Below are 26,460 nucleotides of genomic sequence, written 5' to 3'. Positions count from 1 at the left end.
CTTCTCCCCTCGGGGAGAAGGTGCCCGACAGGGCGGATGAGGGGGCGACCCCTCGCAGCAATAACGACCTTTCGCTTGCGCTCAAAATCCTCGCGGCTCTGCCGTTCGGCCCCCTCATCTGCCCTTCGGGCATCTTCTCTCCGGTGGGGAGAAGCGGAAAAAAGGTGCGAGCGCATCATTCCGCCGCCTCCATCACAGGCGCGGCCGGTTTTGCCTTCGCCTTCCGGCGCGGGGCGCCGACGCGCAGGCGCCGGTCGGAGAGCGAGACGCAGCCGCCGGCGGCCATGAACAGCGCGCCGCCCCAGATGCAGAGGATGAACGGCTTCCACCAGATGCGCACGACGATGCCGCCGTCCTTGGTGGCGTCGCCGAGCGAGACATAGAGCTGGCTGAGGCCGAAGGTCAGGATGCCCGCCTCCGTCGTCGGCATCTGCCGGGCGGTATAGAGCCGCTTGGCCGACCAGGTGTCGGCAATGGTGACACCGGCGCGCCGGATGGTGAAGTGGCCGCGCTCCTCGGTGTAGTTCGGCCCCCTGCCCGCCCGCATGCCGTCGAACGCAAGGCTGTAGCCGCCGGCTTCGACCGTCTGACCCGGCTTCATCTCGACGACATGTTCGCTCTGGAAGGTGGTGACGGCGACGATGCCGAGCACACTGACGCCGAGCCCGGCATGGGCAAGCGCCGTGCCGAAAGCCGAGCGCGGCAGGCCCGACAGGCGGCGCCAGGCGACAGAGCCCGCCAGCTTGCCGATGCCGGCCCGATACCAGAGATCGGCAATGGCGCCGAGGATCAGGAACAGCCCGGCCGCCAGCCCGAGCACGGAGAGCACCGGCCCGCCATGTTGGAGATAGAAGAAGACCAGAGCGGTGGCGAAGGCGAGAGCCGCGACAAGGTAGAGCCGCTGCAGGGCGCCGAGCAGATCGCCGCGCTTCCAGGCCAGCAGCGGCCCGAACGGCACGATGACGAGCAGCGGCGCCATCAGCAGGCCGAAGGTCAGGTTGAAGAAGGGCGGCCCGACCGAGATCTTGTCACCGGTGATCGTCTCCAGAAGCAGCGGATAGAGCGTGCCGGTCAGCACCGTGCCGCAGGCGACCGTCAGGATCAGATTGTTGAGGACGAGCGCGCCCTCGCGCGAGATCGGCGCAAACAGCCCGCCGGCCGCAAGCTTCGGCGCCCGCAGGGCAAACAGCGACAGCGCCCCGCCGATGAAGATCAAGAGGATCGAGAGGATGAAGACGCCGCGGGTGGGATCGCTGGCAAAGGCATGCACCGAGGTCAGCACGCCGGAGCGCACCAGGAAGGTCCCCATCAGCGACAGCGAGAAGGTCAGGATGGCGAGCAGCACCGTCCAGATCTTCAGCGCCTCGCGCTTTTCCATGACGAGGGCCGAATGCAGCAGCGCGGTGCCGGCCAGCCACGGCATGAACGAGGCGTTCTCCACCGGATCCCAGAACCACCAGCCGCCCCAGCCGAGCTCGTAATAGGCCCAGTAGGAGCCCATGGCGATGCCGAGCGTCAGGCAGGTCCAGGCAGCCAGCGTCCAGGGTCTCACCCAGCGGGCCCAGGCGGCGTCGATCCTGCCTTCGAGGAGAGCCGCCACGGCAAAGGAGAAGCAGACGGAAAAGCCGACATAACCGAGATAGAGCAGCGGGGGGTGGATGGCGAGCCCGATATCCTGCAGCACCGGATTGAGGTCGCGGCCTTCGGCCGGGGCCGGATCGAGCCGCAGGAAGGGATTGGAGGTCAAGAGAATGAACAGGGTGAAGGCGAGCGAGATCCAGGCCTGGACGGCAAGCACATTGGCCTTCAGCGTCTCCGGCAGGTTGGCGCCGAAGATCGCGACCAGGGCGCTGAACAGCGCCAGGATCAGCAGCCAGAGCATCATCGAGCCCTCGTGATTGCCCCAGACGCCGGAATATTTGTAGATCAGCGGCACCAGCGAATGCGAATTCTCCCAGACGTTCTCGACCGAGAAGTCGGAGACGACATGGGCATAGGTCAAAACGGCGAAGGCGAAGGCGACGAGCGCAAACATGACAAGCGAACCGACGCTCGCCACATCCATCATCGCCCGGTCATGGCGGCGGGCGCCGATGACAGGCACGATCGAGACGATCAGCGCCGTCGCCAGCGCCAGCACCAAAGCGTAATGGCCGATCTCGATGATCATGGCGTCGCTTTCGCCTCCTGCCCTTGGCCCGGATTTTGTTGGCTCTGGCCCTGCCCTTGGCCATCCTGCCACAGGCCCTGCGCCTTCAGCTTGTCGGCCACCTCCTTCGGCATATAGGTCTCGTCATGCTTGGCCAGCACGGTGTCGGCAGTAAAGACGTTGCTGCCCGCGGCAAACATGCCTTCGGTGACGACGCCCTGCCCTTCGCGGAACAGATCGGGCAGGATGCCGGTATATTGAACCTTCACCGCATTGGCGCTGCCGTCGGTGACGGAAAACTCCACCGTCGAACCGGCGCCGCGCACGACGCTGCCGGCCCCGACCAGGCCGCCGAGCCGGATGCGGGTCTCCGGCGTCACCGGCGTCTTGGCCAGATCGGCCGGCATGTAGAAATAGGCCACCGACTGGCTGAAGGCGAACATCACCAACAACACCGCCGCCAGAATGAAACTCATCCCGCCAGCAATCACCGCAAGGCGCTTCTGCTTGCGCGTCATTGTGTCATTCCCTCCGTGGCAATGCCAAGTTCCCTGGCAAGCGCCAGCAATTGCCGACCCTGCTCGCCGGACGGCGGAAAGGCGGCAAGCCCTCGCTTCAGGGCGTCGGCTGCGCGATTCTTATCGTTCAATACGGCGTAAGAGCGGACGAGCCGCATCCATCCCTCGAAATTGTCGGGATCCTCGCTGAGCTCGGCATCAAGCCTTTCGACCATGCCACGGATCATCTGCTGACGGTCGCCGGCATTCATGTTTTCAGCCGCCGCCACATCTTCCGACGTCGGTCCACCGGGCGTCGCCGGCGGGGCGGCCGCGCCGCCGTTCTTGGCGATATGTTCATTGACCAGCGGCAGCCAGGGCGCATCGGCCGGCGATTGCTGCGCCAGCGCCTCGAAGGCCCGGCGGGCCTCGTCGGCCCGTCCCGCCTGTTCCATGCTGAGCGCAATGTAGAAGCGGGCACGAGGATTATCGGGCTCCAGCGCCAGCGACTGTTCCAGCGCCTGCCGGGCCTCCTCCGTCACGACGCCGTCGGAGACCGCCATCAACGTCTCGGCAAGACCGTCGAGCCGGATCGGGCTCGGGCCAAGAAGCCGGATCGCGTTGCGGTAGGCCACCTCAGCATCGGCCACCCGCATCGTGCGGAAATAGATCGGCGCCAGCACGTCCCAGCCTTTGCCGTCGTCGGGATTTTGAGCCAGATGCCGTTCCGCCTTGGCGATCAGCACCGCCACGTCGTCACCGGGATTTTCCAGCCGCGCTTCCAGCGGCTGCGACGGCAGATCCGGCCTGCCTGTCGTCAGATAAAGACAGAGCCCGAGCGCCGGCAGGATCAAGAGGACGAAGACTTCGGCAAGGCGATGATGCCGTGCGGGTTTCTGCGTCATCTCCGCCTCTCCGGCAGAGACGGCGATCAGCCGCCGGCCGATTTCGGCTCTGGCGTAATCAGCCTCCTCAGGCGTGATCAGCCCGCCAGCAAGATCGCGGTCGAGTTCGCGCAACTGGTCGCGATAGACTGCCGCCTCGCCGGCGCGGCTGTTCTGCGCCGCCTTCGCACCACGCAGAAGGGGGTAGAGCAGGATGACGGCGACGGCTGCCGTCAAAACGGCAACGAGAATCCAGAACAGCATATCGGCCCAAATACGTGAAGCATACGCCTATTCCAACTGCCAAAGCCGGAATGACGAAGATTTGAGGCTATTCGCCGCAATCTAGAGCCGGATTTCTCAGCCGAGCGGCGACCAACTGCCGTCTTCGTTGCGGCAGGCTGCACCCCGCGCCACGGTTTCCTTGCCGTCGACGGTCAGCGTATGGGTATATTGCCGGCAATTCTGCGAGCCGACCTGATAGGGCGCGGCCGCCACGACCTTGCCTGTGACGTCCTTGCCGCTCCAGACTACCGGCTGGCCGACCGCCGCTCCTTCCAGCGCCCGATATTCCGCCTCGAGCGCCCGCTGCTTGTTGCTGTCGCTCAAGCTCACGCCGCTGCGGCCGACGATGCCGCCCTGGAGCGCGGTGATGAACGCGGCCGACGCGGAGGGTTTGCTCGAAAAAATGCCGCGCGAAGCGGCACCCTTCGTCGTCGTGCAGCCGGTGAGCGCGACGGCGATAAGAAGGATGGAAACCATCATGCCTTGCGAGCGTAGAATCATTGCGTCGAACCGCGATCAGAGGTCAAATTCAAGCCGATCGAAGTGCAGCGTCCCCGTGTCAGCATTATGGCAAAGCATGCTATACGTTTGCCACTATCCTTGTGACATCAAGCAGTTGGTCATGCAACATCCTTTGTGACGCCTGGCAGGATAAGCTTCGCCTTCAGGCCGCCCCATTCGCCGCGGGAGAGCTCAAGCCTTCCCTGATATTCGTTGGAAATCTCGGTGACGATCGAAAGGCCGAGCCCGGTTCCCGGCTTGCTTTCATCGAGCCTGCGGCCACGCTTCAGCGCCTCGCGGATCTGGTCGGGCTCAAGGCCGGGCCCGTCATCCTCGACGGCAAGCTCCACCCAGCGCCGGCGGGCGCTCGCCTCCGCCCCTTTCACGTCCTCGCCGGCCTCGACGGCCGAAAGCCGCACCCTGCTCTTAGCGAAACGCGCCGCATTTTCCAGGAGATTGCCGACGGTTTCCTCGAGATCCTGCTGTTCCATGGCGACGGCAAGATGCGGCGGCGAGACGACAAGATCGAATTCGGTATCAACGTTCAGCCGGCGCATGACGCGCACCAGCCGCTCCAGCGCCGGTTCGGCATCGGTGCGGGCCAGCACGGATTCGCGCTGGGCGGCGATGCGGGCCCGGTTGAGATAGGACTGCACCTGCCCCTGCATCGATTCCGCCTGGCTGCGCACCAGTTCGCCATGGGATTTTTCCAGCACCCGCGCCTCGTTGAGCAGAACGGCGATCGGCGTTTTCAGCGAATGCGCCAGGTTGCCGACCTGCATGCGCGCCCGCTCGACGATGCGGCGATTGCTATCGATCAGCGCATTGACCTCGTTGGCGAGCGGCAGGATCTCGCGCGGGAAGTCACCTTTCAGCTGCTCGCTCTCGCCGGCGCGGATGCGCTCCAATGCGGCACGCGCCTTGTCGAGCGGCTTCAGGCCGTAGAGGATCGCCAGCGCATTGACGATCAGGCTGCCGACGCCGAAACCGGCGAGCGCCAGATAGAGGCTGTGGGAAAAGGTGCGGACATCGTCCTCGACGACGTCGACATTGCCGGTGACGCGGAAGCGCGCCGCGCGCCCGTCGGTGTCGAGCACCACTTCGGTCTCGGCCACCTGCACGCGGTTCCCGGAGGCATCCATCACCTGGTAGTAGCGCTCGTAATTCTTGTCGAAAGGCGCCTCGACGACGGAGGGTACCGGAATGAGCGCCGAGCCGAGCGAGGGGGAGACCAGCGGCGCAGTCGTATAGGTGCCGAGCGGCTCCACCACCCAGTACCAGCCGGTCTTCGGCTGAGCGAAACGCAGATCACCGAGCTGCGGGCTGCCGCTCAACGCCCCCTGATCGCCGATCGTCACGGAATTGATGACGTTATAGAGCTGCGCGCGCAGCAGATCCTGGAAACCGCGTTCTGCGCTCTTGCGATAGAGCGTCGAGATCAGCAGGCCGATCACCACCAGGGCCACCGTCGACCAGACCGTGGTCAGCAGCAGCACGCGTGCGGTGAGCGACTTAATTCGCATGTTTCGGCGCTTGGATGCGGTAGCCGAGACCGCGCACCGTTTCGATCAGGTCGACGCCCATCTTTTTGCGCAGGCGGCCGACAAAGACCTCGATGGTGTTGGAATCGCGGTCGAAATCCTGGTCATACATGTGCTCGACCAGCTCCGTGCGCGAGACGACCTCGCCCATGTGATGCATGAGATAGGCGAGCAGGCGATATTCATGCGAGGTCAGCTTCAGCGCCGTACCGTTGACCGTCGCCTTCGAGGATTTGGTATCGAGCCGCACCGGCCCGCAGACGATCTCGGAGGAGGCATGCCCGGCGGCGCGGCGGATCAGCGCCCGGATGCGCGCCAGCACTTCCTCGACATGAAAAGGCTTGGTGACGTAATCGTCGGCGCCGGCATCGATGCCGGCGACCTTGTCGCTCCAGCGGTCGCGCGCCGTCAGGATCAGAACCGGCATGCCGCGGCCGGCGCCGCGCCATTTTTCCAGCACGGTCACACCGTCCATCTCCGGCAGGCCGATATCGAGGATAATGGCGTCATAGGGTTCGGTGTCGCCGAGGAAATGGCCCTCTTCGCCATCGAACGCCTGGTCGACGACATAACCCGCCTCCTTCAGCGTGTCGGTCAGCTGCCGGTTCAGATTGACGTCGTCTTCGATTACCAGGATGCGCATCGGTCCGCCTTCGTCCACTTTAAATCGATCGTGATTGAATAGACCGATTCCGCTTACATCGGAACCTTTACCGTCACCTTGCGTGGACGCTGGCCATTGCCCGACACGAGAACGGTAATGATGCAGCTATCGCCCACCGGTTGCACGGACAGGAGTTGCCCGCCCGTCTGTTCGACGACCTGGGCTGCGGCGGCGCTGCAATCGCCAGCCACGCGCAGGACGAGGGTGCCTGCGCCGTCCGGTGAGGGCGCCGATACCACCAGTCCGGCGGCCACTACTGCGACGCTCAGAGGAAAGGCCATGTCTTACGCTTTCAAGGTAATTCCAACTTGCTGCGAATATGTACTCAAGCGACCTGAATGGCAAATGAATGCGCTGTAATACAGGGCATTTAGAACCGTTCTCGACTGTTTGGGGCAATCGATTTCAGCCCTTGGAATCGGCGGCCGCCACAAGTGCCGGCGGTCCGCCTTGCGCCTGGAGACAAGGCGTCCCGCCGCTGGAATCCGGATGCTGGCCAGCTCCTCCGGCAAGCATGCGAATCCGGGGTGATCCCACCGCGGTCATCGTTTGGCCGTGTCGTTCTGATTCGCGCCGAACAGCAATTACGTCAGGCCGGCCGACAGCGGCACGCATCAGGGCGCAGCGGGTCGTCCTCAAATTGTACCGCTCTCTCATGTCGTTCGCTCATCTTTTCATCCGTTCGAGAAAAACGCAGGCGTCAGGCATAGCGGAATTGCCGATCGCGGCTTTCGCCGGCTGGTTGAAACTGCTATCCCTTGCTGGCCTCGCATTTCAGAGCCTTTTCAGCCCCAATGCCAAATTCCTTCCGCTTCCGTTCGGCGCAGACGGTCACCGTGCTTGCCGCTACCCAGCTGATCGGCTGGGGCACGACGTTCGACATGCTCGGCGTCATGGGCCGCGCCGTGGCACCGGCTCTCGGCGTGGCGAACGAGGTTATCTTTGCCGGCCTGACGATCATGATGGTGGTCAGCGCCATTGCCGGCCCGACGACCGGCCGTTGGCTCGGCCGCTATGGCGCCGCCCGGGTGCTTTCGGCCGCCTCGCTGATCTTCGCGCTCGGCCTCTCTCTGCTGGCGGTGGCAAACGGCATTCTGCTCTACGCCGCCGCCTGGCTCGTCATCGGCATCGGCGGCGCATTGGGTCTCTCGGCACCGGCCTATACCGCCGTCGTCGAACGCGAAGGGATAAACGGCAAACGCGTCATCGCCATCCTCATGCTGTTCACCGGGCTATCGAGCACCATCTTCTGGCCGATCCTCAGCCTGCTCAACGAGGCGGTCGGCTGGCGGCTCACCTTTGTTTTCTGCGCGGCGCTGCAATTCTTCGTCTGCCTGCCGCTGCATCTTTTCGCTCTGCCGAAGCCGATCGTGACGCATGCCGAGAGCAGCGCGGCGGAGATTCCGCCGGTGCCATTGTCGAAGACGGCTCGGCGCAAGGCTTTCCTGCTGATTGCCGCGGTGACAACGATCTCGACCTTCGTCACCTTCGGCATCGCCCCATCGCTGCTCGAAATCTTCCGCCAGTCCGGGGCTTCACCGGCGCTCGCGCTGCAGCTCGGCTCGGCGCGCGGCGTCCTCGGCATCTCGGCCCGTTTCCTCGACATGCTGCTCGGCCGCCGCGGCAACCCCATCCTCAGCGCCGTCACGGGCATCAGCCTGACGGTAATCAGCTTTCTGATCATGCTGACAGCCGGCCCATCGACGCCGGTCCTCGTCACCTTCATCCTGCTCTACGGCTTCGGCTCGGGCGTCATGGCCGTCGCCCGGGCCCTGCTACCGCTGGCGCTGTTCTCACCGAGCGAATTCGGCCTGCATTCGGCCCGGCTGTCACTACCGCAGAACCTCGCCAATGCCATCGCTCCGGTCGTCTTCACCGCCATTCTAGATCGCGCCGGCACCGGTCCGGCGCTGCTCGCCTGCGCCGTTTTCTCAGCATTGGCGCTCACTCTCGTGCTGATGCTGATGGCGCTGGTGCGGGACGCCGGGGCACCGGAGCCGAGCCCGGTCGTTTCGTGAGGCTCGGGCCTGGACGTCAGCGGTTCCGAATATCTCTCGATCAACATCTTCAGGCCGCTGCAGCTGTTCCGACGAGCCATGATCCGTCGTGATCGGCGAGTCTTTTGAGTCCCTTGCGGCGGGTTTCTCGAAAAGTGATTCCGGTGTCTCAGAAGGTCGATCCGTGTCGCAACGACCTAAATCCGAAAAATCGCTCATCTCTCTGAAAAAAAGGCGATTTCCCCATGCCCCAAGCGCGGCTACCGGAGGATGGCCGGCGTCAGAGCGGCCGCGTCACGGCCGTGCGGCTGTCGTAATCGGCGGCGATGCGCTTTTCCCGAAGCGGGCGCACGCGCTCGATCGAACGCTGGTAATCGGGGTGCGCCTTATAAGCAGCGAGAGCCGCCTCATCGTCGAATTCGCCATAGACCACAAGATCGATCTCGGTGCCCAGCTGATCGGTCTTCACATTGGAGCCGATTTCCAACAGGCGCGCGTATGGAATGGCGGTCAGGATCGAAAGTCCCGCCCTCACCTCCTCCAGATGTTCCTCCTGCACGGTGAAGAAGACGATATGGCGGATCACGCGGAAGCTCCTGTCAGATTCCAGAGGGGGTGGCCCGCGCGATAACACGCGCGGCGTGGGCCTTCAACTGCGCGGCCCGCCCTGCGCGGCATCCGGACGCAGTGCCGCATGGAAGGCCATGGCGTAACCCGCGAGCTTTTCCGCCCGGTCGGTACCGTTGACGATGCGGCGCGCGTTGACCCAATCCTCGGTCGTCGCATTCAGGTGATCGGCGAGTTTGTGGCCGGTAAAGCTGCCCTGCAGCATGCCTTCGATCAGGATCGTCACCGCCGCCTCCATTCCCATCGCCCGATCGGGATCGGCAACCAGATCGATGCCTGTCAGCGCGCTCATTGCCTCGTAATTCCGCTTATGGGTGAGCTGCACCAGTCCGCGCCCGAGCCAGCAGCGGCCATCCTCGTCCGGCCGCCAGTAGGGCGTCTTCACCCAGGAGAGCCGGCCTGCGGCAAAGGCTGCCTCCAGGATCTCGGCCGCGCGCACATCGCTTTCAGCCAGTGTCTCGCGCACCGGCTGCATCGTATAGGCGGTCTCATGATAGGCGGTTGCGAGGATATAGGCCAGCCATCGGCGGTCGGTCGGCGCAGACCGCTTTTCCCAGGCGTCGAGAATCGCCGTCATCCCCACTACCTGAGGATGAGTCAGCTCTCCCCTGAAGAGCTCGCGCCGTACAGCGTCAAAAAAGAATACCCGGTTCATGTGAACAACCATTCCGCGCTTCCCGTAGGCCTTGTGGTTAAAACGGTCTTAATCGATTAAAATAAACTTAATCGTTTGAAGTGTCTAAGCCCCTGATTTACACGCCTTTTGTCTTGTGCAATGCATTTTTCACGCCCTGAAGCCTTACCACCACAAGAGGAGACTTCCGATGCAGACGCCCGCCAACACGCAGACCACCATTCCCCAGCATGTCGTCGACCAGATGGAAAATGAGTGGCGCCAGATTCGCCTTGAGCGCGAGAATACCCGCCCGGCACCGGCAGCCTCAACAGCAGCGCTGATTGATACAGGCAAGGCGGCGCGGATGTAAGGCCTGACCTCATCGTGTTTCAGCCTCAAGCCGGTTCGCCAGCGCTTCGAGCGACCGAGTGAAGACCTTTCCATCTCCGAGTGCGCGCGACAGCACCAACGCGCCTTGAATGCCGCAGACGCCTTCCTCAGCGAGCGTCTGCGCCTCCGTCTCAGCACAGCCAGCCCGCATCAGCGCCGAACTCAACGCCTCGATCCAGCGGATGAAATAATCCGCGATCTCCGACGAAAACCGCGCGCGGGTGTCATCGAGCGCGAAGGCGCCGACAAGGCAGATGCGGCCGCCGGCGCGGAAGTAGTCATTGACATTGACCCACATCGCCGCAATCGCCTGACGGGCGTCGTCATTCCTCAGCGGCCGATAGATCGCCTGTTCGAACCAGGCATCGATATCGGCGAGCACAGCGCCGGCCATCTCCTCCTTGCCGCCGGGGAAGAAGTGATAAAGGCTGCCCTTGCCGATGCCGGTACGTTCGGTGATGCGGCTGAGCGTGGCGCCCTCATAGCCGAGCTCGCGGAAGATTTCCGCGAGCAGCGGTACGATATCGGCGCGTTCATAGACGGTCCTCACCGGCCCAAGTTCATCCTATTCTAGAGGCCGAGCTCGGTCAGGCCGGGATGTCGTCAGGCCGCCGGCCGAGCGGCCAGCGATATTTGCGCTCCGTTTCCCGGATCGGCAGATCGTTGATGCAGGCAAAACGGCGCTGCATCAAGCCGGTGGCGTCGAATTCCCAATTCTCATTGCCGTAGGAGCGAAACCAGTTGCCGCTGTCATCGTGCCATTCATAGGCAAAGCGCACGGCGATGCGATTATCGGTAAAGGCCCAGATCTCCTTGATCAGCCGGTAATCCAGTTCCTTGGCCCATTTGCGGGTGAGGAAAGCGACGATCTCGCTGCGGCCGGTGATGAATTCGGCGCGGTTGCGCCAGCGGCTGTCCGGCGTATAGACGAGCGAGACGCGCTCAGGGTCACGGCTGTTCCAGCCGTCCTCGGCAAGCCGAACCTTCCGGGTGGCAGTCTCGAGAGTGAACGGCGGGACGAGGCCGGACATGGTCTTCTCCTTGTACTGATCTGTCTTCTTTGTACTGACCAGTACAAAGATCTGCAAGCGGGACGATGAGGTATTTTCTCAGAGGCCGAGATTGCGGCTCCAGCGCAACGGCAGGGCATCAGGGCGAAACACTGTGTTTTCAGGGGTAAAACGCCAGAGTCTTTCGGCCCTTTCAAAGCTGGCGATCTCAGGCGAAGACAGCAATATTTCAGCTCTTCCGGTCATCTGCAGCATGTCACCGGTTTCAAAATCGACGAAGACCAGGCCGGCCTTCGGATTGACGAGAAGATTGCCGAGCGTGTTGAAGAACCGGTTGCCGGGAAAATCGGGGATGGTCAGCACACCATCGGCGCCGAGCCGCACGAAGCCGGCATTGCCGCCGCGATGAGAGACATCGACCTGCCGCTCGCCATTATCACGATCGACATAGGAGGCAACGAAAAACGTATCGGCGCCCTCGACCACGCGCCTCGCCCGGTCGTCGAGGATGACGGAGTGAACCGGCCGCATCGCGGTGGGTTTATCGGGATCGCGGGCAAAGGCGGCCGCGCGCGGCTGGATATATTGCGGGCAGTTGCCGAAGCTCTGGCCGACCCGCAGGCGGAAAGCCTCGGCATCCGTCCTGCGGATGACGCCGTTCAGCCGATTGCGCCTGCGGGTCTCGAGCTGGATGCCGAGCAGCGCAATCGCGTCTCCATCTTCCATGCCGGCATCGGCAGGATCGTCCGGATCGCGCCGCAGATCGACGTCGAGAGCCTCCGGCACCGGCGAGGACATGAATCCCGGCCGTCCCGCCCGCATCGTCGCCCAGACATCGCCCTTGGCATCGACCGCGCCGAGCACGACGAAAGGCAGCATCGGGAAGAAGGCGCGGTGCTGTTCGGGCATGGCCTTGCGGATGAAATTGCGCCCCGGCCCGTCCATGCGTTCGACGACGCCGATACTGCGCTGCATGGCAAGTTCGCCCTCATGCCAGGGCGATGCGGCATCCTGTCCTGTCTCGTTCAGCATCATGGCCTCCTTGCGGGATTATCGGGAAGCCGGGACTGTGCTCAGCCCCGGCGGTTCATCATGCGGCAAGGCCGATCTTCGTCTTGCGAAAGCCGACGAAACCCGGCAGCGCCTCGACACGCGCTAGCCATGCGCGGACGCTCGGATAGGCCGAAATATCGACATTGCCCTCGGGCGCATTGGCGATGTAGCTGTAAAGCGCGATATCGGCGATGGTCGGCCTGTCGCCGAGCAGGAAGCTGCGGGCGCCGAGCTCCGCCTCGAGCAGTGCAAGGATGCGGTGCGCCCGGGCAATCACCTCCTCTGTGCGGAAATCGGCGCCGAAGACGGTGACCAGGCGGGCCGCACACGGTCCGTAGGCGATCTCGCCCGCGGCGACCGACAGCCATTTCTGTATCCGCGCCGCCGCAACCGCGTCCTCCGGCAGCCAATCGGAGCGGCCGTATTTGCGCGCGAGATAGACGAGGATGGCGGAGGAATCGGCAATGACGGTGCCATCATCATCGAGAACCGGCACTTGGCCGAAGCGATTGAGCTTGACGAAATCCGGCGCCTTGTGGGCGCCTGCCGCCAGGTCGACCTCGACCAGTTCATAGGGCACACCAAGCAGCGACAGGAAAAGATGGGCGCGATGCGAATGGCCAGACAGCGGGTGATGGTAGAGTTTCATGATGGCTCCTCTGCGAACGAAGGCGATTGGCGATGGCTGCTCGGAACCATCGGCAGTGAATCTACGGCCTTCCACAGAGATGCAGTAGAATGCTAATCTGAGAGACGGATTTCCAGTTTATGGTAGGATAGGATGGACCGCCTCGAAGCCATGACCGTGCTTCTCACCGTCGTCGAACAAGGCAGCCTCTCGGCCGCCTCACGGCATCTGCACTCGCCGCTTGCCACCGTCAGCCGCAAGGTTTCGGAACTCGAAGCACATCTCGGCGCCCGGCTTTTGCAACGCAGCAACCGGAAGATCACGCTGACGGAGGCCGGCCGCGCCTATGTCGAGGCGGCGCGGGAGATTCTCGACCGGGTGGAAGAGGCGGAGCGGACGGCGGCCGGCGAATACAGCGCACCGAAGGGTGAGCTGACGATGACGGCGCCGATCGTCTTCGGGCGGCTGCATGTCCTGCCCGTCGCGGTGGACTTCCTGAAGGCCTATCCCGATATCAATCTGCGGCTGATGCTCGGCGACCGGCTGGCAAACCTCGTCGAGGATCATATCGACCTGGCGCTCAGGATCGGCAATCTGGCCGACAGCAACCTGATCGCCACAAGGCTCGGCGCCATCCGCCGCACGGTCTATGCAAGCCCGGATTATGTTGCCCAAAGCGCAATCCGCCACCCCAGCGATCTTTCCGCGCATGACTGCATCACCTTCGAGGGCATGGCCTCGACGCGAAGCTGGACATTCGTCGAGGGCAAACGCGACCTCGTCGTGCCGATCCGCTCACGGCTTGCCGTCAACACCGCCGAGGCGGCCGTAGATGCCGCCGTCGCCGGCCTCGGCATCACCCGCGTGCTCTCCTATCAGGCCGCCCGCGCCGAGAAGGCAGGCCTGCTGGTGCCGCTGCTTGCTGATTTCGAACCGCAACCGGCGCCGGTGCATCTCGTCTATCCCTCGCAGGGGCTGGTGCCGCTGAAACTGCGCGCCCTCATCGATTTCGCAACCCCGCGCCTGCGCGCAACGCTGAAATAGCGTCAGGCAAGCCTGCCCTCTTCCGCCTTGTAGAAATACTGGCTGGCGACCAGCCATCCTTTCAGCGGCCTGAGCGGCGGAATGCAGGTCGCGAGCATGAAGGGGCCGGTGACGAGAAGCTGCACCCAAATCGGCGCCGAGAATGCCACCTCCAGCCAGACGCCGAGCAACACGCTCGGGATGCAGGCGAAGCAGATGACGAAGAAGGCCGGGCCGTCAGCCGGGTCGGCGAAGGAATAATCGAGGCCGCAGGCCTCGCATTGCGGCTGCAGCGTCAGGAAGCCTTTGAACATATGGCCTTGGCCGCAGCGCGGGCAGCGTCCCCTGATGCCGGTCTGCATCGGAGGAAGCGGGGGGTATTCGGTGTCCATGACGATGTCGTCCTATCTTGCGGCTCATTCAATGCCGCGCAATGTATGCATTCAATATAGATACATTATATGGGAGACGCCAATCAATCTGTCAGATTGCCGCAGAAGTCCGCCGGTCAAGGACCGGTCGCAGATGTCGCAAATCCATTCGAGGACGGCCCCGCCTGGCAGGCCCAGCCGCGACGTCGGCGGATCAGAAGAACGAACTCGCCATTTCCGGCGGACCCTCGAGCGCATGGGCCATGAACTCCAATGCGCCCTGCAACTTCGCCCGTGCGATCGGACCGCCGAGGCAGACCCGGACTGCCTCGGGTGCGGCGCCCTCGACCGCGAAGGCATCGCTTGCCACCACGCCGATGCCGGAGGAATGCATATGGCTGCCGAAGGTGGAACGGGTCCAGCCGTTGCTCAGCGGCAGCCAGATATTGAAGCTGATCGGATCGGCGCGGTAGCTGCCGGCGGGCAGGATGGCGGCGACCATCTGCTGGCGGGCGCCGGCCTCGGCGCGGATGAACCGCAGGATCGCATCGGCCGTGCCGTCCTCGATCCAGCGGGTGGCGAGCGCCATATTCAACGGCGAAGCCATGACGGTGTTGGCGCGCATGGCGCTGACGAAGGGCCACACTGCCCTGGTGTCGGGAGCCACCACATAAGCAAGGCGCAGGCCGGCGCCGAGGCATTTCGCCAGGCCGCCAATATACCAAGTCAGATCGGGCGCCGTTGCCGCAAGCGGCGCGGGCCCTTCCGGCGGGATGAAGCCGTAGGCATCGTCCTCGATGATCGGCAGATGATATTTGCGGGCGACGGCTGCGATTTCCTCACGGCGACCAGACGAAATCGTCAGCGTCGTCGGGTTCTGCAGCGTCGGATTGAGGTAGAGCGCCTTCGGCTTCAACCGCTCGCAGGCACTGGCCAAAGCATCCGGCCTGATCCCGTCCCCATCCATCGGCAGGCCGGCAAGATTAAGCCGCAACTGGGCTGCGATCGAGCGCATGCCGGGATAGGTGACGATTTCCGAAAGCACGGTCTCGCCGGGCTTTGCCAGCAGGCCGAAGATCGCCAGCAGGGCCGGATGGGCGCCCGGCGTGACGAAGATCCGCTCCTGCGAAGGCGTGAGACCGCGGCGGCCGAGCCAGGCGGCGGCGGCCTCCTTGTCCATGCCGGCGCCGCCGAAGCCTTGATAACGAAGAAGCGGGACCAGGCTCGCCGCCACCGCCGACATGCCCTCACGCATGCGGGCGATCAATTCCGGATCGTCCGGTTCCGGCGGCAGGTTCATCGAGAAGTCGACAACCGATGCACGGCGGGGATCGGGCGCGGCATCGGCGCTCAAATCCTGGCGCTGCCTGACCGCAGCGCCGGTGACGAAGGTGCCTCGGCCGACATGGGAATCCACCAAGCCGCGCTTCTGCGCCTCGACATAACCTCTCGCCACCGTGGTGAAATCGACGTTCAGCCGTTTGGCGAGTTCGCGCTGCGGCGGCAGCCGGTCACCTGCCGCCAGGTGACCGCTGCGCAGATCCATTTCGATCAGATCGGCGATCGCCATGTAACGCGGGCTGCTGCTGCGGCTGAGATCGGGATGCCAGTCCTTCATGTCGTGATCCGTGCACGTCTGATTCCTGGATTGACCGTATATTGTTGCGCAGCGCCCCACCACCCCCGCATATTCCGGTATTCCTTCACGCCAGCAGATGCGGTTGCGGAAATTCCCGCCGCTCCAACCTTGCCGCCGCCCCTTCATCTCCTTACCTATGGAAGGAGAAGAGCCGGCTTTCGGCGTTGCGCGGCGGCGCCCATCGGGATGAAAGCATGAATATCGATCCGATCTTGCGGTCAGTCGTGGCCGTCCGTTCCACCATTCCGGAAGATGCCTTCACGGCGGAGACGCTGGGTACCGTCCGCGAGGGCAGCGGCGTGGTCATTCGCGACAATGGGCTGGTGCTGACCATCGGTTATCTCATCACCGAGGCCGAGGAAGTCTGGCTGACGACCCTTGACGGCCGGGTGGTTCCCGCCCATCCGCTTGCCTATGATCAGGAGAGCGGTTTCGGGCTGCTGCAGGCGCTCGGCGTGCTGAACGCTCCGGCGGTGGATTTCGGCGATGCGGCCGCGGCCAAGCCCGGCGATCCCGTCGTGCTTGCCGACGGCGACGGCGAATATGTCCAGGCAAATATCGTTGCCCGGCAGGAATTCGCCGGTTATTGGGAATATCTGCTGGACGAGGCGATTTTTACCGCGCCGGCTCATCCCGCATGGGGCGGCGCGGCCCTGATCGGCGCGGACGGCAAGCTTCTCGGCATCGGTTCGCTTCGTCTGCAAATGAGCCAGGACGGCGAGGTCGCCGATATCAATATGATCGTTCCGATCGATCTTTTGCCGCCGATCCTCGACGATCTCTTGAACCGCGGCCAGGTCAACAAGCCGCCGCGGCCCTGGCTCGGCGCATTCTCCGCCGAGAGCAGTGGCGGCGTGGTGGTGATGAGCGTCGCCGAAGGCGGCCCGGCCGCCGAGGCCGGCCTGCGTCAGGGCGATATCATTTCGGAAATCCGCGACGAAGAGGTCGATGGCCTGGCCGATTTCTACCGCAAGCTCTGGAGCAGCGGCCCGGCCGGCGCCGAGATTCCGATGCGAATTCTGCGCAACGGCCGGGAAGCCTGGCTGCGGATCAAATCCGCCGACCGCAACAGTTTTCTGAAAAAGCCGCAACTGCAGTAGGGCCGTATCGCGTGACTGCCGTCGAAGGCTGAAATCACGGCTGCTTCGCAGGCCGGGCCGGTCATCCGGCGCACCTATGAACGAGGCAAGTTCGTTCGTTGACTTGGAGCGGCCGTTGAAAGATGCTGCCGGCAATCCTGGGATGAACGGAGTCTGCGGTCCATGTTCGATCATATCTCCATCGGCGTCAAAGATCTCGAAAGAGCCCGCCGCTTCTACGACGCGGCGCTGGCGCCGCTCGGATATGAGCGCCTGTCGAATTCCGACGGCATGATCGGCTACGGTTCCGAACAGGTCGGCCTCTGGGTGATGCAGGTTGCGCATCCCGTTGTCGCCGACATGCGGTCCGGGCTGCATTTCTGCTTCGTCGCCCCGAACGAGGCAGCGGTCGACGCGTTTTTTGCGGCCGCGATTGAATCCGGCGGCACGGATAACGGCGAACCGGGCATCCGGCCGGATTACGGCCGCTTCTATTACGCCGCTTTCGTCATCGATCCGGACGGCTACCGCCTCGAAGCCTATTTCCACAAAGGCGAGATATAACGGCCGTCAGGGCGCAGCTCTGGAGATACCATCACCTGCCTGCGGCCGTCGGTCCGAGGGCAGCCCTCGCCCGTCCGCCAGCCGCAAAAATCCCGTTGCGTCGCCCCGGCGAAAGGCGCATTGTTTCAGCTTCGGCAGCCATCGCACGGGCGCTGCCGACTGAGGGTTTTATGACCCCCGCCCCGACGAAAGGAGGACTTCGATGTCTTCCACTTCCGATAAGCCCTATCTGACGTCATCCGATCTCGACATGCTTCAGGGGGTGCTCGATGCCGCCGGCTACAAAGCAAGAATCCCGGCCGGCGACGAACAGACCTGCAACGCCGCAGCCATGCTGCTGATCAAGCTGTTCCAGGACGGCGTCACCTCGCCGGCCATGCTCTTGCGGGCGCTCGAATACCATTTCGGTAAACCGAAGAAGCAACCGAAACCGGTCACCCCCGTCTGTAACCGCTATGCGATCCAGGGATTGCCGCGCGAGCGCCGAACGACGCGGCGGGGCAATTCCGCGGGCCGGTAGCGCGCGGCTTTCAATTCCGATCCAAAGGGAGATCTATCCATGGCAAAGGGACAACTGAGAAGCAATCGCGAGGCCCGCAAGCCGAAGAAGGACAAGCTGGTGACAAAGCCGGAAACCAGCTTCGCCGGACAGATGAAGACGGCGGCCCAAACCGCGCCTCACGGCAGCAGCGCGCCCAAGGGCGGCGGTCAGCCTCACCGGTAGCCGGTTACATCAGCCGGTTTGCCCGGCTCCTGCACTTCCACCAGGTAGCGCCAGCAATCCGGCCGCGAACCGTCGACATCGTCGAAACCATAGGCCTTGGCCATCCCGCCGCTCGACAGCGACTGGCCGTTCCAGCGGGCGCGGTCGGGATCGGCTGATATCGCCGCGACTGCACGGCCGACGAAGCGTGGGGTTTCGGAAATGGCGAAATGCGGCTGTGCCCTGGTCGCGTCACGCCAATTCTGCTCGCCCACGCCATAGGCCTCCAGCATCATTTCGGAGCGCAGCCAGCCGGGCGTGATCGAAACGGCGGTGGCGCCGTGTTTGGCCAGGTCCTGGGCATGCGCCCAGGCCATGCGGGTGACGCCCGTCTTGACGAGGTCGTAGAAGGGCGAGAGCCGGTAATGCGTGGCATTGTATTCAGCCGTGCCGTCGGTTACCTCCACCAGCAGCCCGCCCGGCCGCTCGATCATCAGCGCCAGCGCGTAATGGGCCGTGATCAGGTGCGTCTCGATGCCGAGCCGCAGCATGCGCAGGCCCTTGTCCAGCGAATGCTCCCAGATCGCCTTGTCCCATTCGAACAGCTTCTCGCAGCCCCAGATGTCGTTGACGAGGATGTCGAGCCGGCCGGCTTCCGCCCGGATGCGCGCGACGAGCGCCTCGACCTCATGCGGAACGAGATGATCCACTTGCACGGCAATGCCCTTGCCACCCGCCGACGTCACCAGCTCGGCCGTCTCCTCGATCGTTTCCGGCCGGGCATAATCGGACTGCTCGGCGCGTGTCGTGCGGCCGGTGACATAGACGGTGGCGCCGGCAGCGCCGAGTTCGACCGCAATGCCTCGACCGGCACCGCGCGTCGCGCCCGCTACCAAGGCCACCTTCCCCCGCAAATCCGCTGTCACGTCTCCATCCTCCACGCTAGAACCGAGAGCCGGCCGATTGTGACTGGCCCTAGTTGAATATAAACGAATGTTCGTTCATATTCAAAATGAACGCAAGAGGAATTTCATGCCGCGCCGCCGCACCCTTTCTGACGAACAGCTTCTCGCCATGGTGCTGGCGCTGATCCATGCCGAAGGGCCGGATGCGGCGACCTTTGCCGCGGTCGCGAAAGCGAGCGGGCTTTCCGGTTCGACGCTGGTGCAGCGCTTCGCGACGAAGGCCGCCATGCTGCGCGCCGCCCTGCTCCATGCCTGGGACCGGCTGGATGCACAGACGGCGCATCTCGCCGACAGCGTGGCGAAAACGCCGGAGGGCGCCGTCGCGCTGCTCGTCGGCCTGTCGCAGGATTACGGCGACGATGCCGCCGCCTATGGCGAGGGATTGCTGGTGCTGCGCGAGGATTTTCGCGATCCGGTGCTGCGCGCCCGAGGTGCGGCCTGGGGAACGACGCTGACAGCGGCGGTCGCACAATGTTTCGGCTCGGCGAAGGCGCCGGAAACGATCGCCCGGCTGATGCTGTCACAGTGGCAGGGATCGCTCACCTGGTGGGGGTTTGGCGCAGGCGGCCCGGTGGCAGCCTATGTGGAGACGGAATTGCGGCGCTTCCTGTCAGCAGTGGAAATATGACCGCCGCTCACGCTTCTTCTTCATCCTTTTCCGCGCCCACTGTCAGCGGCCAGTCAACGACGTAATCCTCGAGATCGTCGATATCGATCTCGTTTTCATTGATCGTGCGGCCGCGGGCGGAAATGCCGGCGGCGTGAACGGTCTCGGGATCGCCGGAGACAAGCGGATGCCACCAGTAAAGATCGCGGCCCTCATTAATCAGCCGATAGCCGCAGGTCGGCGGCAGCCAAGCGATCTCGGGCACGTTCTCCATGGTCAGTTGCACGCAGTCCGGCACGAAATCCCAGCGGTTCCCATAGCTGGAGCAGCGACAGCTTTGGCCGTCGAGCAGTTTGCAGCGGACCGAGGTGAAATAGATATCGCCGCTCTCCCATTCCTCGAGCTTGTTGAGGCAACAGAGACCGCAGCCGTCGCAGAGGCTTTCCCATTCGGCGGTGGTCATTTCAGCAAGCGTCTTGCTCTTCCAGAAGGGCAGATCTTTCATCGTCCGTTTCTTGCAACAGCGGCCCGCAAATTCACGTGACCGCCACTCTATCTCTCTTGTTATCCGCGACAAAATCAATCAATTCTTCAGCATGCTCCTGGTATTGGAGCGCTACAGGCCCATCGGGCCTCGCGCTTTCATCGCTTTCCGGCGACCGGACATGAATGACGCGCGATCAGGCGGGAATACAGGACGTGCAGGATCCGGACAAGCCAGAAAAGGGGCCAGGAAAAGAGGCGGGTGACCCAGCGAACCGGCGGCCGGCCAAGAGCCGTCATATTCTGCTGCGCATCGATTCCTGGATCGACTCAACCGTCTGGAATGCCGGCTTCCGCGCCGCCGAGATCTGGGAAGACACCACCATTTTCTTCCGCCGCTTCCGCGTGCGCGGCTGGAAACGCATGGTCTTCGAACTCGCCGGCGAAGGGCTGACCCTGGGGGCGGTCGGCGCGGTGCTGATGCTGGTGCTTGCCCAGCCGGCCTTCGAGGCGACCAAGGAGGACTGGCGCAATCGCGGCGATTTCGCCGTCACTTTCACCGACCGCTACGGCAACGTCATCGGCCATCGCGGCGTCATCCACCAGAATTCCGTGCCGATCGACGAGCTGCCGGATTCCTTGATCAAATCCGTCCTTGCCACCGAAGACCGGCGCTTCTTCGACCATTTCGGCATCGATGCGATCGGCCTCTTCCGCGCCATGGTCACCAACGCCCAGGCCGGCGAAGTGGTGCAGGGCGGCTCGACGCTGACCCAGCAGCTCGCCAAGAATCTGTTCCTCTCCAACGAGCGCTCGATCGACCGCAAGATCACCGAGGCCTTCCTGGCGCTGTGGCTCGAAGCCAACCTTTCCAAGAAGGAGATCCTGTCCACCTATCTCGACCGCGCCTATATGGGCGGCGGCACCTTTGGTGCGGCGGCGGCGGCGCAGTTCTATTTCGGCAAGAATATCACCGATGTGAACCTTGCCGAATCCGCGATGCTTGCCGGCCTGTTCAAGGCGCCGGCCAAATATGCGCCGCATGTCAACTTGCCGGCCGCGCGTGCGCGTGCCAACGAAGTGCTGACCAACCTGGTGCAAAGCGGGCTGATGACAGAGGGCCAGGTGATCGCCGCCCGACGCAATCCGGCCACCGTCGTCGACCGCAACGAGGTAGAATCCCCGGATTTCTTCCTCGACTGGGCTTTCGACGAAGTGCAGCGGCTTTCGCCGCGTTTCCACCAGCATTCGCTGATCGTGCGCACGACGATCGACATGGGCATCCAGCAGGCGGCCGAGGATTCGGTCGAGACGTCGCTGCGCGAATATGGCGAGGCCTATCACGCCAAGCAGGGCGCCATGGTGATGATCGAGAATGGCGGCGCCGTACGCGCCATGGTCGGCGGGCGGGACTACGGCGAGAGCCAGTTCAACCGCGCCACCAAGGCGCTGCGCCAACCGGGCTCCTCCTTCAAGGTCTATACCTATGCCCTGGCGATGGAGAGCGGGATGACGCCGCAGACGACGATCGTCGACGCGCCGATTTCCTGGGGCAACTGGAGCCCGCACAATTACGCCAACCGCTATGTCGGCCGCATCACGCTCGAGACCGCCATCGCCCAATCGATCAACACCGTGCCGGTGCGGCTCGCCAAGGAGAAGCTCGGTATCCAGCCGATCCGGGCAATGGCGAAGAACCTCGGCGTCGAAACGCCGATCCGCGACGACGTCACCATCCCGATCGGGACATCGGAGGTGACGGTGCTCGACCAGGCGACGGCCTATGCCACCTTCCCGGCCGGCGGCTATCAGTCGCGCCGCCACGGCATTACCCAGATCCTCGATTACGAAGGCGATGTGCTCTACGATTTCGACCGCGACGAGCCGGCGCCGAAACGCGTGCTGTCCGAACAGGCCGATACCTATATGAACCAGATGCTGTCGCGCGTCCCCTATGTCGGCACGGCGCGCAAGGCGGCACTCGACAACGGCATCCTGACCGCCGGCAAGACCGGCACGACCCAGGCCTATCGCGATGCCTGGTTCGTCGGCTTTACCGGCAATTACACCTGCGCCGTCTGGTTCGGCAATGACGACTATACCTCGACCAACAACATGACGGGCGGCTCACTGCCGGCAATGACCTTCAAGCGCGCCATGGACTACGCCCATCAGGGTGTGACGTTGCGCCCCATCCCCGGCGTCGAAAACCCCCTGCCCTCGGAGAAGGATGTCGCCAAGACCGCCGCCGCCAAACCGCAGGATGGACCGCCGCAGCTCATCCGGCCCCGCATGCTCTCGGTGCAATCGACAAACATCCTCAAGAAGCTCGGAGAGAAGCTGAAGGCCGCCGCGCCGCTGACGCCGCAGAAGGTGGCGAGCGCGGAGTAGACGCTGCGTGGAAGTGTCGCTTTCTCTCTCTCCGCGAGCATGCAGACGAGACCACCCGCCTCTGGACAGATCGGCGTTCATTCGCCACCCGGCATTCCACCTTGCCAGAATCAATGCTAACCCTGTCATCCCGGTTTCCAAGGTCATGACGTGTTTCGATTCCCCCTTTTCATCCTGATCACGCTGATTGTCGCCTTTGGCGGCGGGATCATGATCTCGCTTTACGCGCTGGATGCGACGCAGGGTTTCGGGGCGATCAAGCTTGGCGCCTGGGAGGCCTTTCCGGCTTTGCAGACGGTCGATGCCGACCCTTACGCCAAGTCGCACCGGGCGCGCGCCGGTAAGCTGCTCTACGGCAGCGCGGAGGGGCTGACCTTCACGGCGAGCGTCGACGACGACGGGGCGCGGCTGAATGCCGGCTGCCGCTACCGCCTCAGCGGTCAGACGCCGCCCGCCCGGCTGTGGACGCTGTTTACCGCCGACAATGGCGGCAATCCGGCGGCGGTGAAGACCGGCCTTCCCTCGGCGCTCAACTCCTGGACGGTGCTGCGCCAGTCCGACAGCAGCTTCTCGATCGAGATCTCCGCCACCGCGCAGCCGGGCAATTGGCTGGCCCTGCCGCAGGCCGGCACCTTCCGGCTGGTGCTGACGCTGTTCGACACGCCGACCGCCGGCAGCTCCGGCGTGATCGATCTCGCCATGCCGAAGCTCACCAAGACCGGGTGCGGCAATGCTTAGGATCTTCTTCGCCATCCTGACCGGGCTTTTCGGTGCGGCGCTGCTGCATCTCGTCATCATCCTGTCGCTGCCGCATTTCACCGGCAGGGATGCGGCGACCCGCGTGGCGGCAGAGGGCGATCTCAACAATTTCTATCTGCTCGGCGAGCAGTACGACGAGGCCGGCCTTGCCAATGGCGACCCCTTCCTGCGGACCGCCGTCTGCTCCTTCGATGTCGAGGATGCGCCGGTGCATTTCACCGCCAAGGGCAATGTGCCCTTCTGGTCGATCGCCATTTACGACAGCGCCTCCAATGAGGTGTTCAGCATGAACGACCGGACATCTGTCGGCGGCGCGCTCGACGTCCTGGCCGGCGGCCCGATCCAGTTGACGGACCTGCGCAAGAACCTGCCGAAGGAATTGGATCAAGCGATCCTGGTGGAAATGGCGCGGCCGGACGGTTATGCCGTGCTACGGACGCTGGCACCGCAGGCAAGCTTCGACGAAGCAGCGCGCAGCTTCCTGACGGAAGCGGGCTGCGAGCAATTCACCCCCGGCAATTAAGCGGGATGTCTCTTCTCAATTTCGGCATCACGCTCTGGGGTTGAAGAAGCGCTTACTTCTTCCTGGCGCGCTGCGAGGCCGTCGGACGATGTTTCGGATTCTCGGCGAGCCGCTCGTAGCGGACCCCGGTGAACCAGAGGATCTTGGCTTCGCGTGGTTCTTTGTCCGGGCGACGCGGCGCCCGCGGCCGCCGATCCGCCAATGCGACTACTATTGCCATTCTCGTCTCCATGCACTGCCCGAGACGGATGAACTTGCGACGGATTTCACCCTGCCCGCCAATCTGCGGGCCGGCGCGTCCTGCGGTGCCGGCATGGCCGAACCGAGGGCATTCGCGCCTTTCCCACGGCACCTGACTGAAATACCGTGATGCGGAGTTTCGACGATCCAAACACTCAAATCGCGTCGTTCCTGTCCGAATTGAGACACATGACAGTTAACAGTTTACTAATATTCGGCGGATGCCAAATACAGTTTCCGTAACTTCCTCTCCAACGCTTGAGGAGTCGATTTGGTTTCATGCCTCCGCTGAAAGAACGGAAGGCGGCCGATAATATAAAATTAGAAACAATTCATACGGTTGACGGTATCCGTCTGCCGCGGGCAGTGCCGGTGTTGCAAATATGCGGCACAAAAATATTCGTTGCGGCATATCTGGATCGGCTTTGGTTTGTCCTGCGTCGGCCACGCGTTTCGGGAGAGGGACCGATTGCAGTTCCCGCCACACTTGAAACGGCTGCAGCGGCCCGATTTTCATCTTTCTCGATGCGGCATGTTCGAAGCGCCGGAACCGATCCGGAGGAAGCAACGAGCTGCTTCAGCCGCCGCACCGGCGGTGGAAATTGCCGCAGCGCCTTTTCAAAACCGATCGCCTTTCCATTGCCGGCTAACCATTCGCCGCGCGTTCTGCAGGTATATTTCTGTATCATTTTAATAAAATCTTCAGCATCCATTAACCGTACCGGTGTAGGATTTGTTCATATCCGTGTGGTCCGAGAGGCGTCCCCGCCAGCGCTATCGGCCCGTGGTTTCCCTTGGTTCTGCGTTTTCAGGGTGTGCTTGTGCGTGACCGGTTTCGAGACCTAGAGGGCCCGTTGGCCGTCAGGAAAAAGGACGTGGTGTTAATGGCGACTGTGAGCAGTTTCGAGAGCCTGTCTCATCCGACACGATCCGAGCTGCGCCAATTCGCCGAGCTTTTCACACCGCTGTTCCAGGCTTCCTCCGACGGGGCCAAGCGCCAGGCAGTCGCCGCCCTTTCCCAATGCCAGACCATGCCGGCAGCCGTGGCGCTGTTCATCGGCAATCAGCCGATCGAGATCGCCGCGCCTTTCCTTATCGCCTCGAAGGCCATTGCCGACGACACGCTGATCACCATCGCGCGCATGCAGGGTGCGGCGCATGTCAAGGCGATCGTCAGCCGCGACTCGCTCTCGCCGAAGGTCATCGACGCGCTGGTGGCGTTGCGCCAGACCCAGCCGCGCTCCGCGACCGCTTCGGCGCCGATCACGGAATCGGTGGCCGTCCCGCTTTCGCCAGTCCAGGTGGAAAGCAACGAGGCCGAAGCGCTGGAGGAACAGCGCATCGCCAATGAGGAAGCCTTGCGCGGGCGCATTCTGGATCTTGCCGGCCATCTCGGCCGTGACGATCAAGACAGGCTCGGCCTGCGCACCCTCACCGACATTCAGGAGGCGCTGCTGGTGCGCTTCGCCCGCTCGCATGAGGCGACGCATTTCGCCACCGCACTCGCCGATGCGCTTTCCGCCAGCCGCTGGCTTGCCGAACGCATCATGCTCGACCTCTCCGGCCAGCAACTCGCCACGACGCTGACGAGCCTCGGCATGGGCTTTCTCGACGCCGTCTTCGTGCTGGAACGATTCTATCCGCATCTTGCCGAACAACAGCACAATGTGACGCGCGGCTGGATGGTGCTCGATGCGCTCGATCCGGAAGAATGCCACGAAAGGGTGGAGGCCTGGCGGCGCGCCGATCGCTACACCTATAAGGCCGAGGCATCCGATTCGCGCACATCTCGGGAGACTGAAACGCACCGTTTCGCCCGCCAGGCGCCGGCGCGGCGCGACATGCGCGCGCTAGGGCGGCGGTCACGTTGAGTTGAACAAGACCTGATCTCAGCGATCCCCCGCCAAGGGGATCATGTCCCCCAGTTCCTCCGCCTCCAGCTCGACGATCCAGAGGTCGGGGTCGAAGCGGCGTTCGCGATCCAGCATCGCCCGCACCGCTTCCGGCTCGCTGCGCGCGAGACGGACTTCGAACAGCCGGTCGCGGATCTCGTCTTCATCGAAGGCGGTCTGCGGCGCCGGCGCATAGAGCGTCTCCAGGCCGTCGCGAAAGTGCTGGCGGATGAAGATCGCGCCCGCCTCCTCCGCGCCCTTCTTCTCCACAGCCGCGAAATCGCCGCTTGCGAAGACGCGGCGCAGAAGCGAAGAAACGAAGATGTCAGCGCGTAATCTCATCGGCGCGATATAAACCGGCGCGCGGGCGCCGGCAATC

At 63.6% G+C, this 26,460-nt stretch carries 30 protein-coding genes and 2 pseudogenes; 12 read left to right on the top strand and 20 right to left on the bottom strand.

The features are described from left to right. Nucleotides 1-175: 175 nt before the first annotated feature. The 7 genes from AMK00_RS06595 to AMK00_RS06565 form a co-directional block, all read right to left on the bottom strand. A complete protein-coding gene (locus tag AMK00_RS06595) occupies nt 176-2,170 on the bottom strand; it encodes a heme lyase CcmF/NrfE family subunit (protein WP_064809941.1) in 1,995 nt (664 codons plus the stop codon). After that, complete coding sequence (gene ccmE, locus AMK00_RS06590) at nt 2,167-2,667, bottom strand: cytochrome c maturation protein CcmE (RefSeq protein ID WP_064809940.1); 501 nt, start codon at nt 2,665-2,667, stop codon at nt 2,167-2,169. Before ccmE ends, AMK00_RS06595 begins: the two co-directional genes overlap by 4 nt. Further along, nucleotides 2,664-3,794 carry a c-type cytochrome biogenesis protein CcmI gene (gene ccmI, locus AMK00_RS06585; RefSeq protein ID WP_064809939.1) on the bottom strand — a complete coding sequence of 377 codons (1,131 nt, stop codon included), beginning with the start codon at nt 3,792-3,794 and terminating at the stop codon, nt 2,664-2,666. The genes ccmE and ccmI overlap by 4 nt, the downstream gene beginning before the upstream one ends. Nucleotides 3,795-3,890: 96 nt before the next feature. After that, a complete protein-coding gene (locus AMK00_RS06580) occupies nt 3,891-4,316 on the bottom strand; it encodes a hypothetical protein (protein ID WP_064801350.1) in 426 nt (141 codons plus the stop codon). Between the two features lie 119 nt (nt 4,317-4,435). Beyond that, nucleotides 4,436-5,839, bottom strand: coding sequence for a sensor histidine kinase (locus tag AMK00_RS06575; RefSeq protein ID WP_064801348.1), 1,404 nt, complete (start codon nt 5,837-5,839; stop codon nt 4,436-4,438). Beyond that, on the bottom strand, nt 5,829-6,500 hold the full coding sequence (locus AMK00_RS06570) for a response regulator transcription factor (RefSeq protein ID WP_064682001.1): 672 nt from the start codon (nt 6,498-6,500) through the stop codon (nt 5,829-5,831). Before AMK00_RS06570 ends, AMK00_RS06575 begins: the two co-directional genes overlap by 11 nt. A gap of 53 nt (nt 6,501-6,553) precedes the next feature. Beyond that, on the bottom strand, nt 6,554-6,802 hold the full coding sequence (locus AMK00_RS06565) for a hypothetical protein (RefSeq protein ID WP_011424624.1): 249 nt from the start codon (nt 6,800-6,802) through the stop codon (nt 6,554-6,556). A 513-nt stretch (nt 6,803-7,315) separates the two neighbouring features. Between AMK00_RS06565 and AMK00_RS06560 the strand changes: the two genes are divergently transcribed. Then, complete coding sequence (locus AMK00_RS06560) at nt 7,316-8,539, top strand: MFS transporter (RefSeq protein ID WP_064809938.1); 1,224 nt, start codon at nt 7,316-7,318, stop codon at nt 8,537-8,539. A 259-nt stretch (nt 8,540-8,798) separates the two neighbouring features. On the opposite strand, the gene AMK00_RS06555 is transcribed toward AMK00_RS06560, so the two are convergent. Both AMK00_RS06555 and AMK00_RS06550 read right to left on the bottom strand, forming a co-directional pair. After that, complete coding sequence (locus AMK00_RS06555) at nt 8,799-9,104, bottom strand: Dabb family protein (RefSeq protein WP_064801342.1); 306 nt, start codon at nt 9,102-9,104, stop codon at nt 8,799-8,801. 13 nt (nt 9,105-9,117) lie between these two features. Further along, a pseudogene (locus tag AMK00_RS06550) lies at nt 9,118-9,812 on the bottom strand (hypothetical protein). Nucleotides 9,813-9,969: 157 nt separating this feature from the next. On the opposite strand from AMK00_RS06550, the gene AMK00_RS32450 reads away from it, so the two are divergent. Then, complete coding sequence (locus tag AMK00_RS32450; protein ID WP_164517771.1) at nt 9,970-10,131, top strand: hypothetical protein; 162 nt, start codon at nt 9,970-9,972, stop codon at nt 10,129-10,131. 9 nt (nt 10,132-10,140) lie between these two features. Here the strand turns inward: AMK00_RS32450 and AMK00_RS06545 are convergent, their stop codons facing one another. From AMK00_RS06545 to AMK00_RS06530, 4 genes and pseudogenes are all read right to left on the bottom strand, one after another. After that, nucleotides 10,141-10,701, bottom strand: coding sequence for a TetR/AcrR family transcriptional regulator (locus AMK00_RS06545; protein ID WP_064809936.1), 561 nt, complete (start codon nt 10,699-10,701; stop codon nt 10,141-10,143). A 20-nt stretch (nt 10,702-10,721) separates the two neighbouring features. Continuing rightward, nucleotides 10,722-11,182 (bottom strand): annotated as a pseudogene (locus AMK00_RS06540) (nuclear transport factor 2 family protein). 78 nt (nt 11,183-11,260) lie between these two features. Further along, nucleotides 11,261-12,193, bottom strand: coding sequence for a pyridoxamine 5'-phosphate oxidase family protein (locus tag AMK00_RS06535; RefSeq protein ID WP_064806040.1), 933 nt, complete (start codon nt 12,191-12,193; stop codon nt 11,261-11,263). Between the two features lie 58 nt (nt 12,194-12,251). Beyond that, nucleotides 12,252-12,863 carry a glutathione S-transferase family protein gene (locus AMK00_RS06530; protein ID WP_064809935.1) on the bottom strand — a complete coding sequence of 204 codons (612 nt, stop codon included), beginning with the start codon at nt 12,861-12,863 and terminating at the stop codon, nt 12,252-12,254. A gap of 132 nt (nt 12,864-12,995) precedes the next feature. Between AMK00_RS06530 and AMK00_RS06525 the strand changes: the two genes are divergently transcribed. Further along, on the top strand, nt 12,996-13,886 hold the full coding sequence (locus AMK00_RS06525; protein WP_064809934.1) for a LysR family transcriptional regulator: 891 nt from the start codon (nt 12,996-12,998) through the stop codon (nt 13,884-13,886). Nucleotides 13,887-13,888: 2 nt separating this feature from the next. Here AMK00_RS06525 and AMK00_RS06520 read toward each other — a convergent pair whose 3' ends face one another. Together AMK00_RS06520 and AMK00_RS06515 are read right to left on the bottom strand one after the other, a co-directional pair. Then, nucleotides 13,889-14,257 carry a DUF983 domain-containing protein gene (locus AMK00_RS06520; protein ID WP_064801332.1) on the bottom strand — a complete coding sequence of 123 codons (369 nt, stop codon included), beginning with the start codon at nt 14,255-14,257 and terminating at the stop codon, nt 13,889-13,891. Nucleotides 14,258-14,450: 193 nt separating this feature from the next. After that, nucleotides 14,451-15,854 (bottom strand): aminotransferase-like domain-containing protein, encoded by a 1,404-nt coding sequence (locus AMK00_RS06515; RefSeq protein ID WP_064809933.1) that lies wholly within the window; start codon nt 15,852-15,854, stop codon nt 14,451-14,453. Nucleotides 15,855-16,069: 215 nt separating this feature from the next. On the opposite strand from AMK00_RS06515, the gene AMK00_RS06510 reads away from it, so the two are divergent. From AMK00_RS06510 to AMK00_RS32445, 4 genes are all read left to right on the top strand, one after another. Further along, nucleotides 16,070-16,975 (top strand): S1C family serine protease, encoded by a 906-nt coding sequence (locus tag AMK00_RS06510; protein WP_064806038.1) that lies wholly within the window; start codon nt 16,070-16,072, stop codon nt 16,973-16,975. A gap of 162 nt (nt 16,976-17,137) precedes the next feature. Further along, a complete protein-coding gene (locus tag AMK00_RS06505; protein WP_064801328.1) occupies nt 17,138-17,518 on the top strand; it encodes a VOC family protein in 381 nt (126 codons plus the stop codon). A 202-nt stretch (nt 17,519-17,720) separates the two neighbouring features. Then, the gene (locus AMK00_RS06500; RefSeq protein ID WP_064809932.1) at nt 17,721-18,038 is read left to right on the top strand and encodes a hypothetical protein; all 318 of its coding nucleotides are present in this window, start codon (nt 17,721-17,723) and stop codon (nt 18,036-18,038) included. Between the two features lie 39 nt (nt 18,039-18,077). Then, nucleotides 18,078-18,242: a hypothetical protein gene (locus AMK00_RS32445; protein ID WP_167377184.1), complete on the top strand. Its 165-nt coding sequence runs from the start codon at nt 18,078-18,080 to the stop codon at nt 18,240-18,242. On the opposite strand, the gene AMK00_RS06495 is transcribed toward AMK00_RS32445, so the two are convergent. After that, on the bottom strand, nt 18,233-19,147 hold the full coding sequence (locus AMK00_RS06495; protein WP_064801324.1) for an SDR family oxidoreductase: 915 nt from the start codon (nt 19,145-19,147) through the stop codon (nt 18,233-18,235). The two genes, AMK00_RS32445 and AMK00_RS06495, sit on opposite strands and share 10 nt — an antisense overlap. A 106-nt stretch (nt 19,148-19,253) precedes the next feature. On the opposite strand from AMK00_RS06495, the gene AMK00_RS06490 reads away from it, so the two are divergent. Further along, a complete protein-coding gene (locus tag AMK00_RS06490; protein WP_064806036.1) occupies nt 19,254-19,814 on the top strand; it encodes a TetR family transcriptional regulator in 561 nt (186 codons plus the stop codon). A 7-nt stretch (nt 19,815-19,821) separates the two neighbouring features. Here AMK00_RS06490 and AMK00_RS06485 read toward each other — a convergent pair whose 3' ends face one another. Then, nucleotides 19,822-20,298 (bottom strand): YcgN family cysteine cluster protein, encoded by a 477-nt coding sequence (locus tag AMK00_RS06485; protein ID WP_064801322.1) that lies wholly within the window; start codon nt 20,296-20,298, stop codon nt 19,822-19,824. 164 nt (nt 20,299-20,462) lie between these two features. On the opposite strand from AMK00_RS06485, the gene AMK00_RS06480 reads away from it, so the two are divergent. From AMK00_RS06480 to AMK00_RS06470, 3 genes are all read left to right on the top strand, one after another. Further along, nucleotides 20,463-22,667 carry a transglycosylase domain-containing protein gene (locus AMK00_RS06480; protein WP_189637001.1) on the top strand — a complete coding sequence of 735 codons (2,205 nt, stop codon included), beginning with the start codon at nt 20,463-20,465 and terminating at the stop codon, nt 22,665-22,667. A gap of 150 nt (nt 22,668-22,817) precedes the next feature. Continuing rightward, complete coding sequence (locus tag AMK00_RS06475) at nt 22,818-23,405, top strand: DUF1214 domain-containing protein (protein WP_064809931.1); 588 nt, start codon at nt 22,818-22,820, stop codon at nt 23,403-23,405. After that, on the top strand, nt 23,398-23,949 hold the full coding sequence (locus AMK00_RS06470) for a DUF1254 domain-containing protein (protein ID WP_064801318.1): 552 nt from the start codon (nt 23,398-23,400) through the stop codon (nt 23,947-23,949). Before AMK00_RS06475 ends, AMK00_RS06470 begins: the two co-directional genes overlap by 8 nt. Before the next feature lie 52 nt (nt 23,950-24,001). On the opposite strand, the gene AMK00_RS32440 is transcribed toward AMK00_RS06470, so the two are convergent. After that, the gene (locus tag AMK00_RS32440; RefSeq protein WP_167377183.1) at nt 24,002-24,169 is read right to left on the bottom strand and encodes a hypothetical protein; all 168 of its coding nucleotides are present in this window, start codon (nt 24,167-24,169) and stop codon (nt 24,002-24,004) included. Nucleotides 24,170-24,521: 352 nt separating this feature from the next. Further along, nucleotides 24,522-24,902, bottom strand: coding sequence for a hypothetical protein (locus tag AMK00_RS31835; protein WP_123876186.1), 381 nt, complete (start codon nt 24,900-24,902; stop codon nt 24,522-24,524). 108 nt (nt 24,903-25,010) lie between these two features. Between AMK00_RS31835 and AMK00_RS06465 the strand changes: the two genes are divergently transcribed. Next, nucleotides 25,011-26,060: a DUF2336 domain-containing protein gene (locus AMK00_RS06465; RefSeq protein WP_189637627.1), complete on the top strand. Its 1,050-nt coding sequence runs from the start codon at nt 25,011-25,013 to the stop codon at nt 26,058-26,060. A gap of 18 nt (nt 26,061-26,078) precedes the next feature. Here AMK00_RS06465 and AMK00_RS06460 read toward each other — a convergent pair whose 3' ends face one another. Beyond that, entirely contained in the window at nt 26,079-26,423 is a 345-nt protein-coding gene (locus AMK00_RS06460; protein ID WP_064809929.1) for a DUF1491 family protein, read from the bottom strand. Between the last annotated feature and the right edge of the window lie 37 nt (nt 26,424-26,460).

Source organism: Rhizobium sp. N621 (genome assembly GCF_001664325.1).
Classification (GTDB): Bacteria; Pseudomonadota; Alphaproteobacteria; order Rhizobiales; family Rhizobiaceae; genus Rhizobium; species Rhizobium esperanzae.
Note: the sequence above shows the minus strand (reverse complement) of the source record. Positions and strands in the feature narration are given on the sequence as shown.

What these genes read in the sequence shown, in the direction of transcription:
- AMK00_RS32450 (WP_164517771.1), top strand. Translation starts at nt 9,970, where the DNA reads ATGCAGACGCCCGCCAACACGCAGACCACCATTCCCCAGCATGTCGTC.
- AMK00_RS06505 (WP_064801328.1), top strand. Translation starts at nt 17,138, where the DNA reads ATGTTCGATCATATCTCCATCGGCGTCAAAGATCTCGAAAGAGCCCGC.
- AMK00_RS06470 (WP_064801318.1), top strand. Translation starts at nt 23,398, where the DNA reads ATGCTTAGGATCTTCTTCGCCATCCTGACCGGGCTTTTCGGTGCGGCG.
- AMK00_RS06485 (WP_064801322.1), bottom strand. Translation starts at nt 20,298, where the DNA reads ATGAAAGATCTGCCCTTCTGGAAGAGCAAGACGCTTGCTGAAATGACC.
- AMK00_RS06490 (WP_064806036.1), top strand. Translation starts at nt 19,254, where the DNA reads ATGCCGCGCCGCCGCACCCTTTCTGACGAACAGCTTCTCGCCATGGTG.
- AMK00_RS06500 (WP_064809932.1), top strand. Translation starts at nt 17,721, where the DNA reads ATGTCTTCCACTTCCGATAAGCCCTATCTGACGTCATCCGATCTCGAC.
- AMK00_RS06525 (WP_064809934.1), top strand. Translation starts at nt 12,996, where the DNA reads ATGGACCGCCTCGAAGCCATGACCGTGCTTCTCACCGTCGTCGAACAA.
- AMK00_RS06595 (WP_064809941.1), bottom strand. Translation starts at nt 2,170, where the DNA reads ATGATCATCGAGATCGGCCATTACGCTTTGGTGCTGGCGCTGGCGACG.
- AMK00_RS06535 (WP_064806040.1), bottom strand. Translation starts at nt 12,193, where the DNA reads ATGCTGAACGAGACAGGACAGGATGCCGCATCGCCCTGGCATGAGGGC.
- AMK00_RS06480 (WP_189637001.1), top strand. Translation starts at nt 20,463, where the DNA reads ATGACGCGCGATCAGGCGGGAATACAGGACGTGCAGGATCCGGACAAG.
- AMK00_RS06510 (WP_064806038.1), top strand. Translation starts at nt 16,070, where the DNA reads ATGAATATCGATCCGATCTTGCGGTCAGTCGTGGCCGTCCGTTCCACC.
- ccmE (WP_064809940.1), bottom strand. Translation starts at nt 2,667, where the DNA reads ATGACGCGCAAGCAGAAGCGCCTTGCGGTGATTGCTGGCGGGATGAGT.
- AMK00_RS06575 (WP_064801348.1), bottom strand. Translation starts at nt 5,839, where the DNA reads ATGCGAATTAAGTCGCTCACCGCACGCGTGCTGCTGCTGACCACGGTC.
- AMK00_RS06530 (WP_064809935.1), bottom strand. Translation starts at nt 12,863, where the DNA reads ATGAAACTCTACCATCACCCGCTGTCTGGCCATTCGCATCGCGCCCAT.
- AMK00_RS06565 (WP_011424624.1), bottom strand. Translation starts at nt 6,802, where the DNA reads ATGGCCTTTCCTCTGAGCGTCGCAGTAGTGGCCGCCGGACTGGTGGTA.
- AMK00_RS32445 (WP_167377184.1), top strand. Translation starts at nt 18,078, where the DNA reads ATGGCAAAGGGACAACTGAGAAGCAATCGCGAGGCCCGCAAGCCGAAG.
- AMK00_RS32440 (WP_167377183.1), bottom strand. Translation starts at nt 24,169, where the DNA reads ATGGCAATAGTAGTCGCATTGGCGGATCGGCGGCCGCGGGCGCCGCGT.
- AMK00_RS06520 (WP_064801332.1), bottom strand. Translation starts at nt 14,257, where the DNA reads ATGGACACCGAATACCCCCCGCTTCCTCCGATGCAGACCGGCATCAGG.
- AMK00_RS06560 (WP_064809938.1), top strand. Translation starts at nt 7,316, where the DNA reads ATGCCAAATTCCTTCCGCTTCCGTTCGGCGCAGACGGTCACCGTGCTT.
- AMK00_RS06515 (WP_064809933.1), bottom strand. Translation starts at nt 15,854, where the DNA reads ATGAAGGACTGGCATCCCGATCTCAGCCGCAGCAGCAGCCCGCGTTAC.
- ccmI (WP_064809939.1), bottom strand. Translation starts at nt 3,794, where the DNA reads ATGCTGTTCTGGATTCTCGTTGCCGTTTTGACGGCAGCCGTCGCCGTC.
- AMK00_RS06460 (WP_064809929.1), bottom strand. Translation starts at nt 26,423, where the DNA reads ATGAGATTACGCGCTGACATCTTCGTTTCTTCGCTTCTGCGCCGCGTC.
- AMK00_RS31835 (WP_123876186.1), bottom strand. Translation starts at nt 24,902, where the DNA reads ATGGATGCTGAAGATTTTATTAAAATGATACAGAAATATACCTGCAGA.
- AMK00_RS06570 (WP_064682001.1), bottom strand. Translation starts at nt 6,500, where the DNA reads ATGCGCATCCTGGTAATCGAAGACGACGTCAATCTGAACCGGCAGCTG.
- AMK00_RS06580 (WP_064801350.1), bottom strand. Translation starts at nt 4,316, where the DNA reads ATGATTCTACGCTCGCAAGGCATGATGGTTTCCATCCTTCTTATCGCC.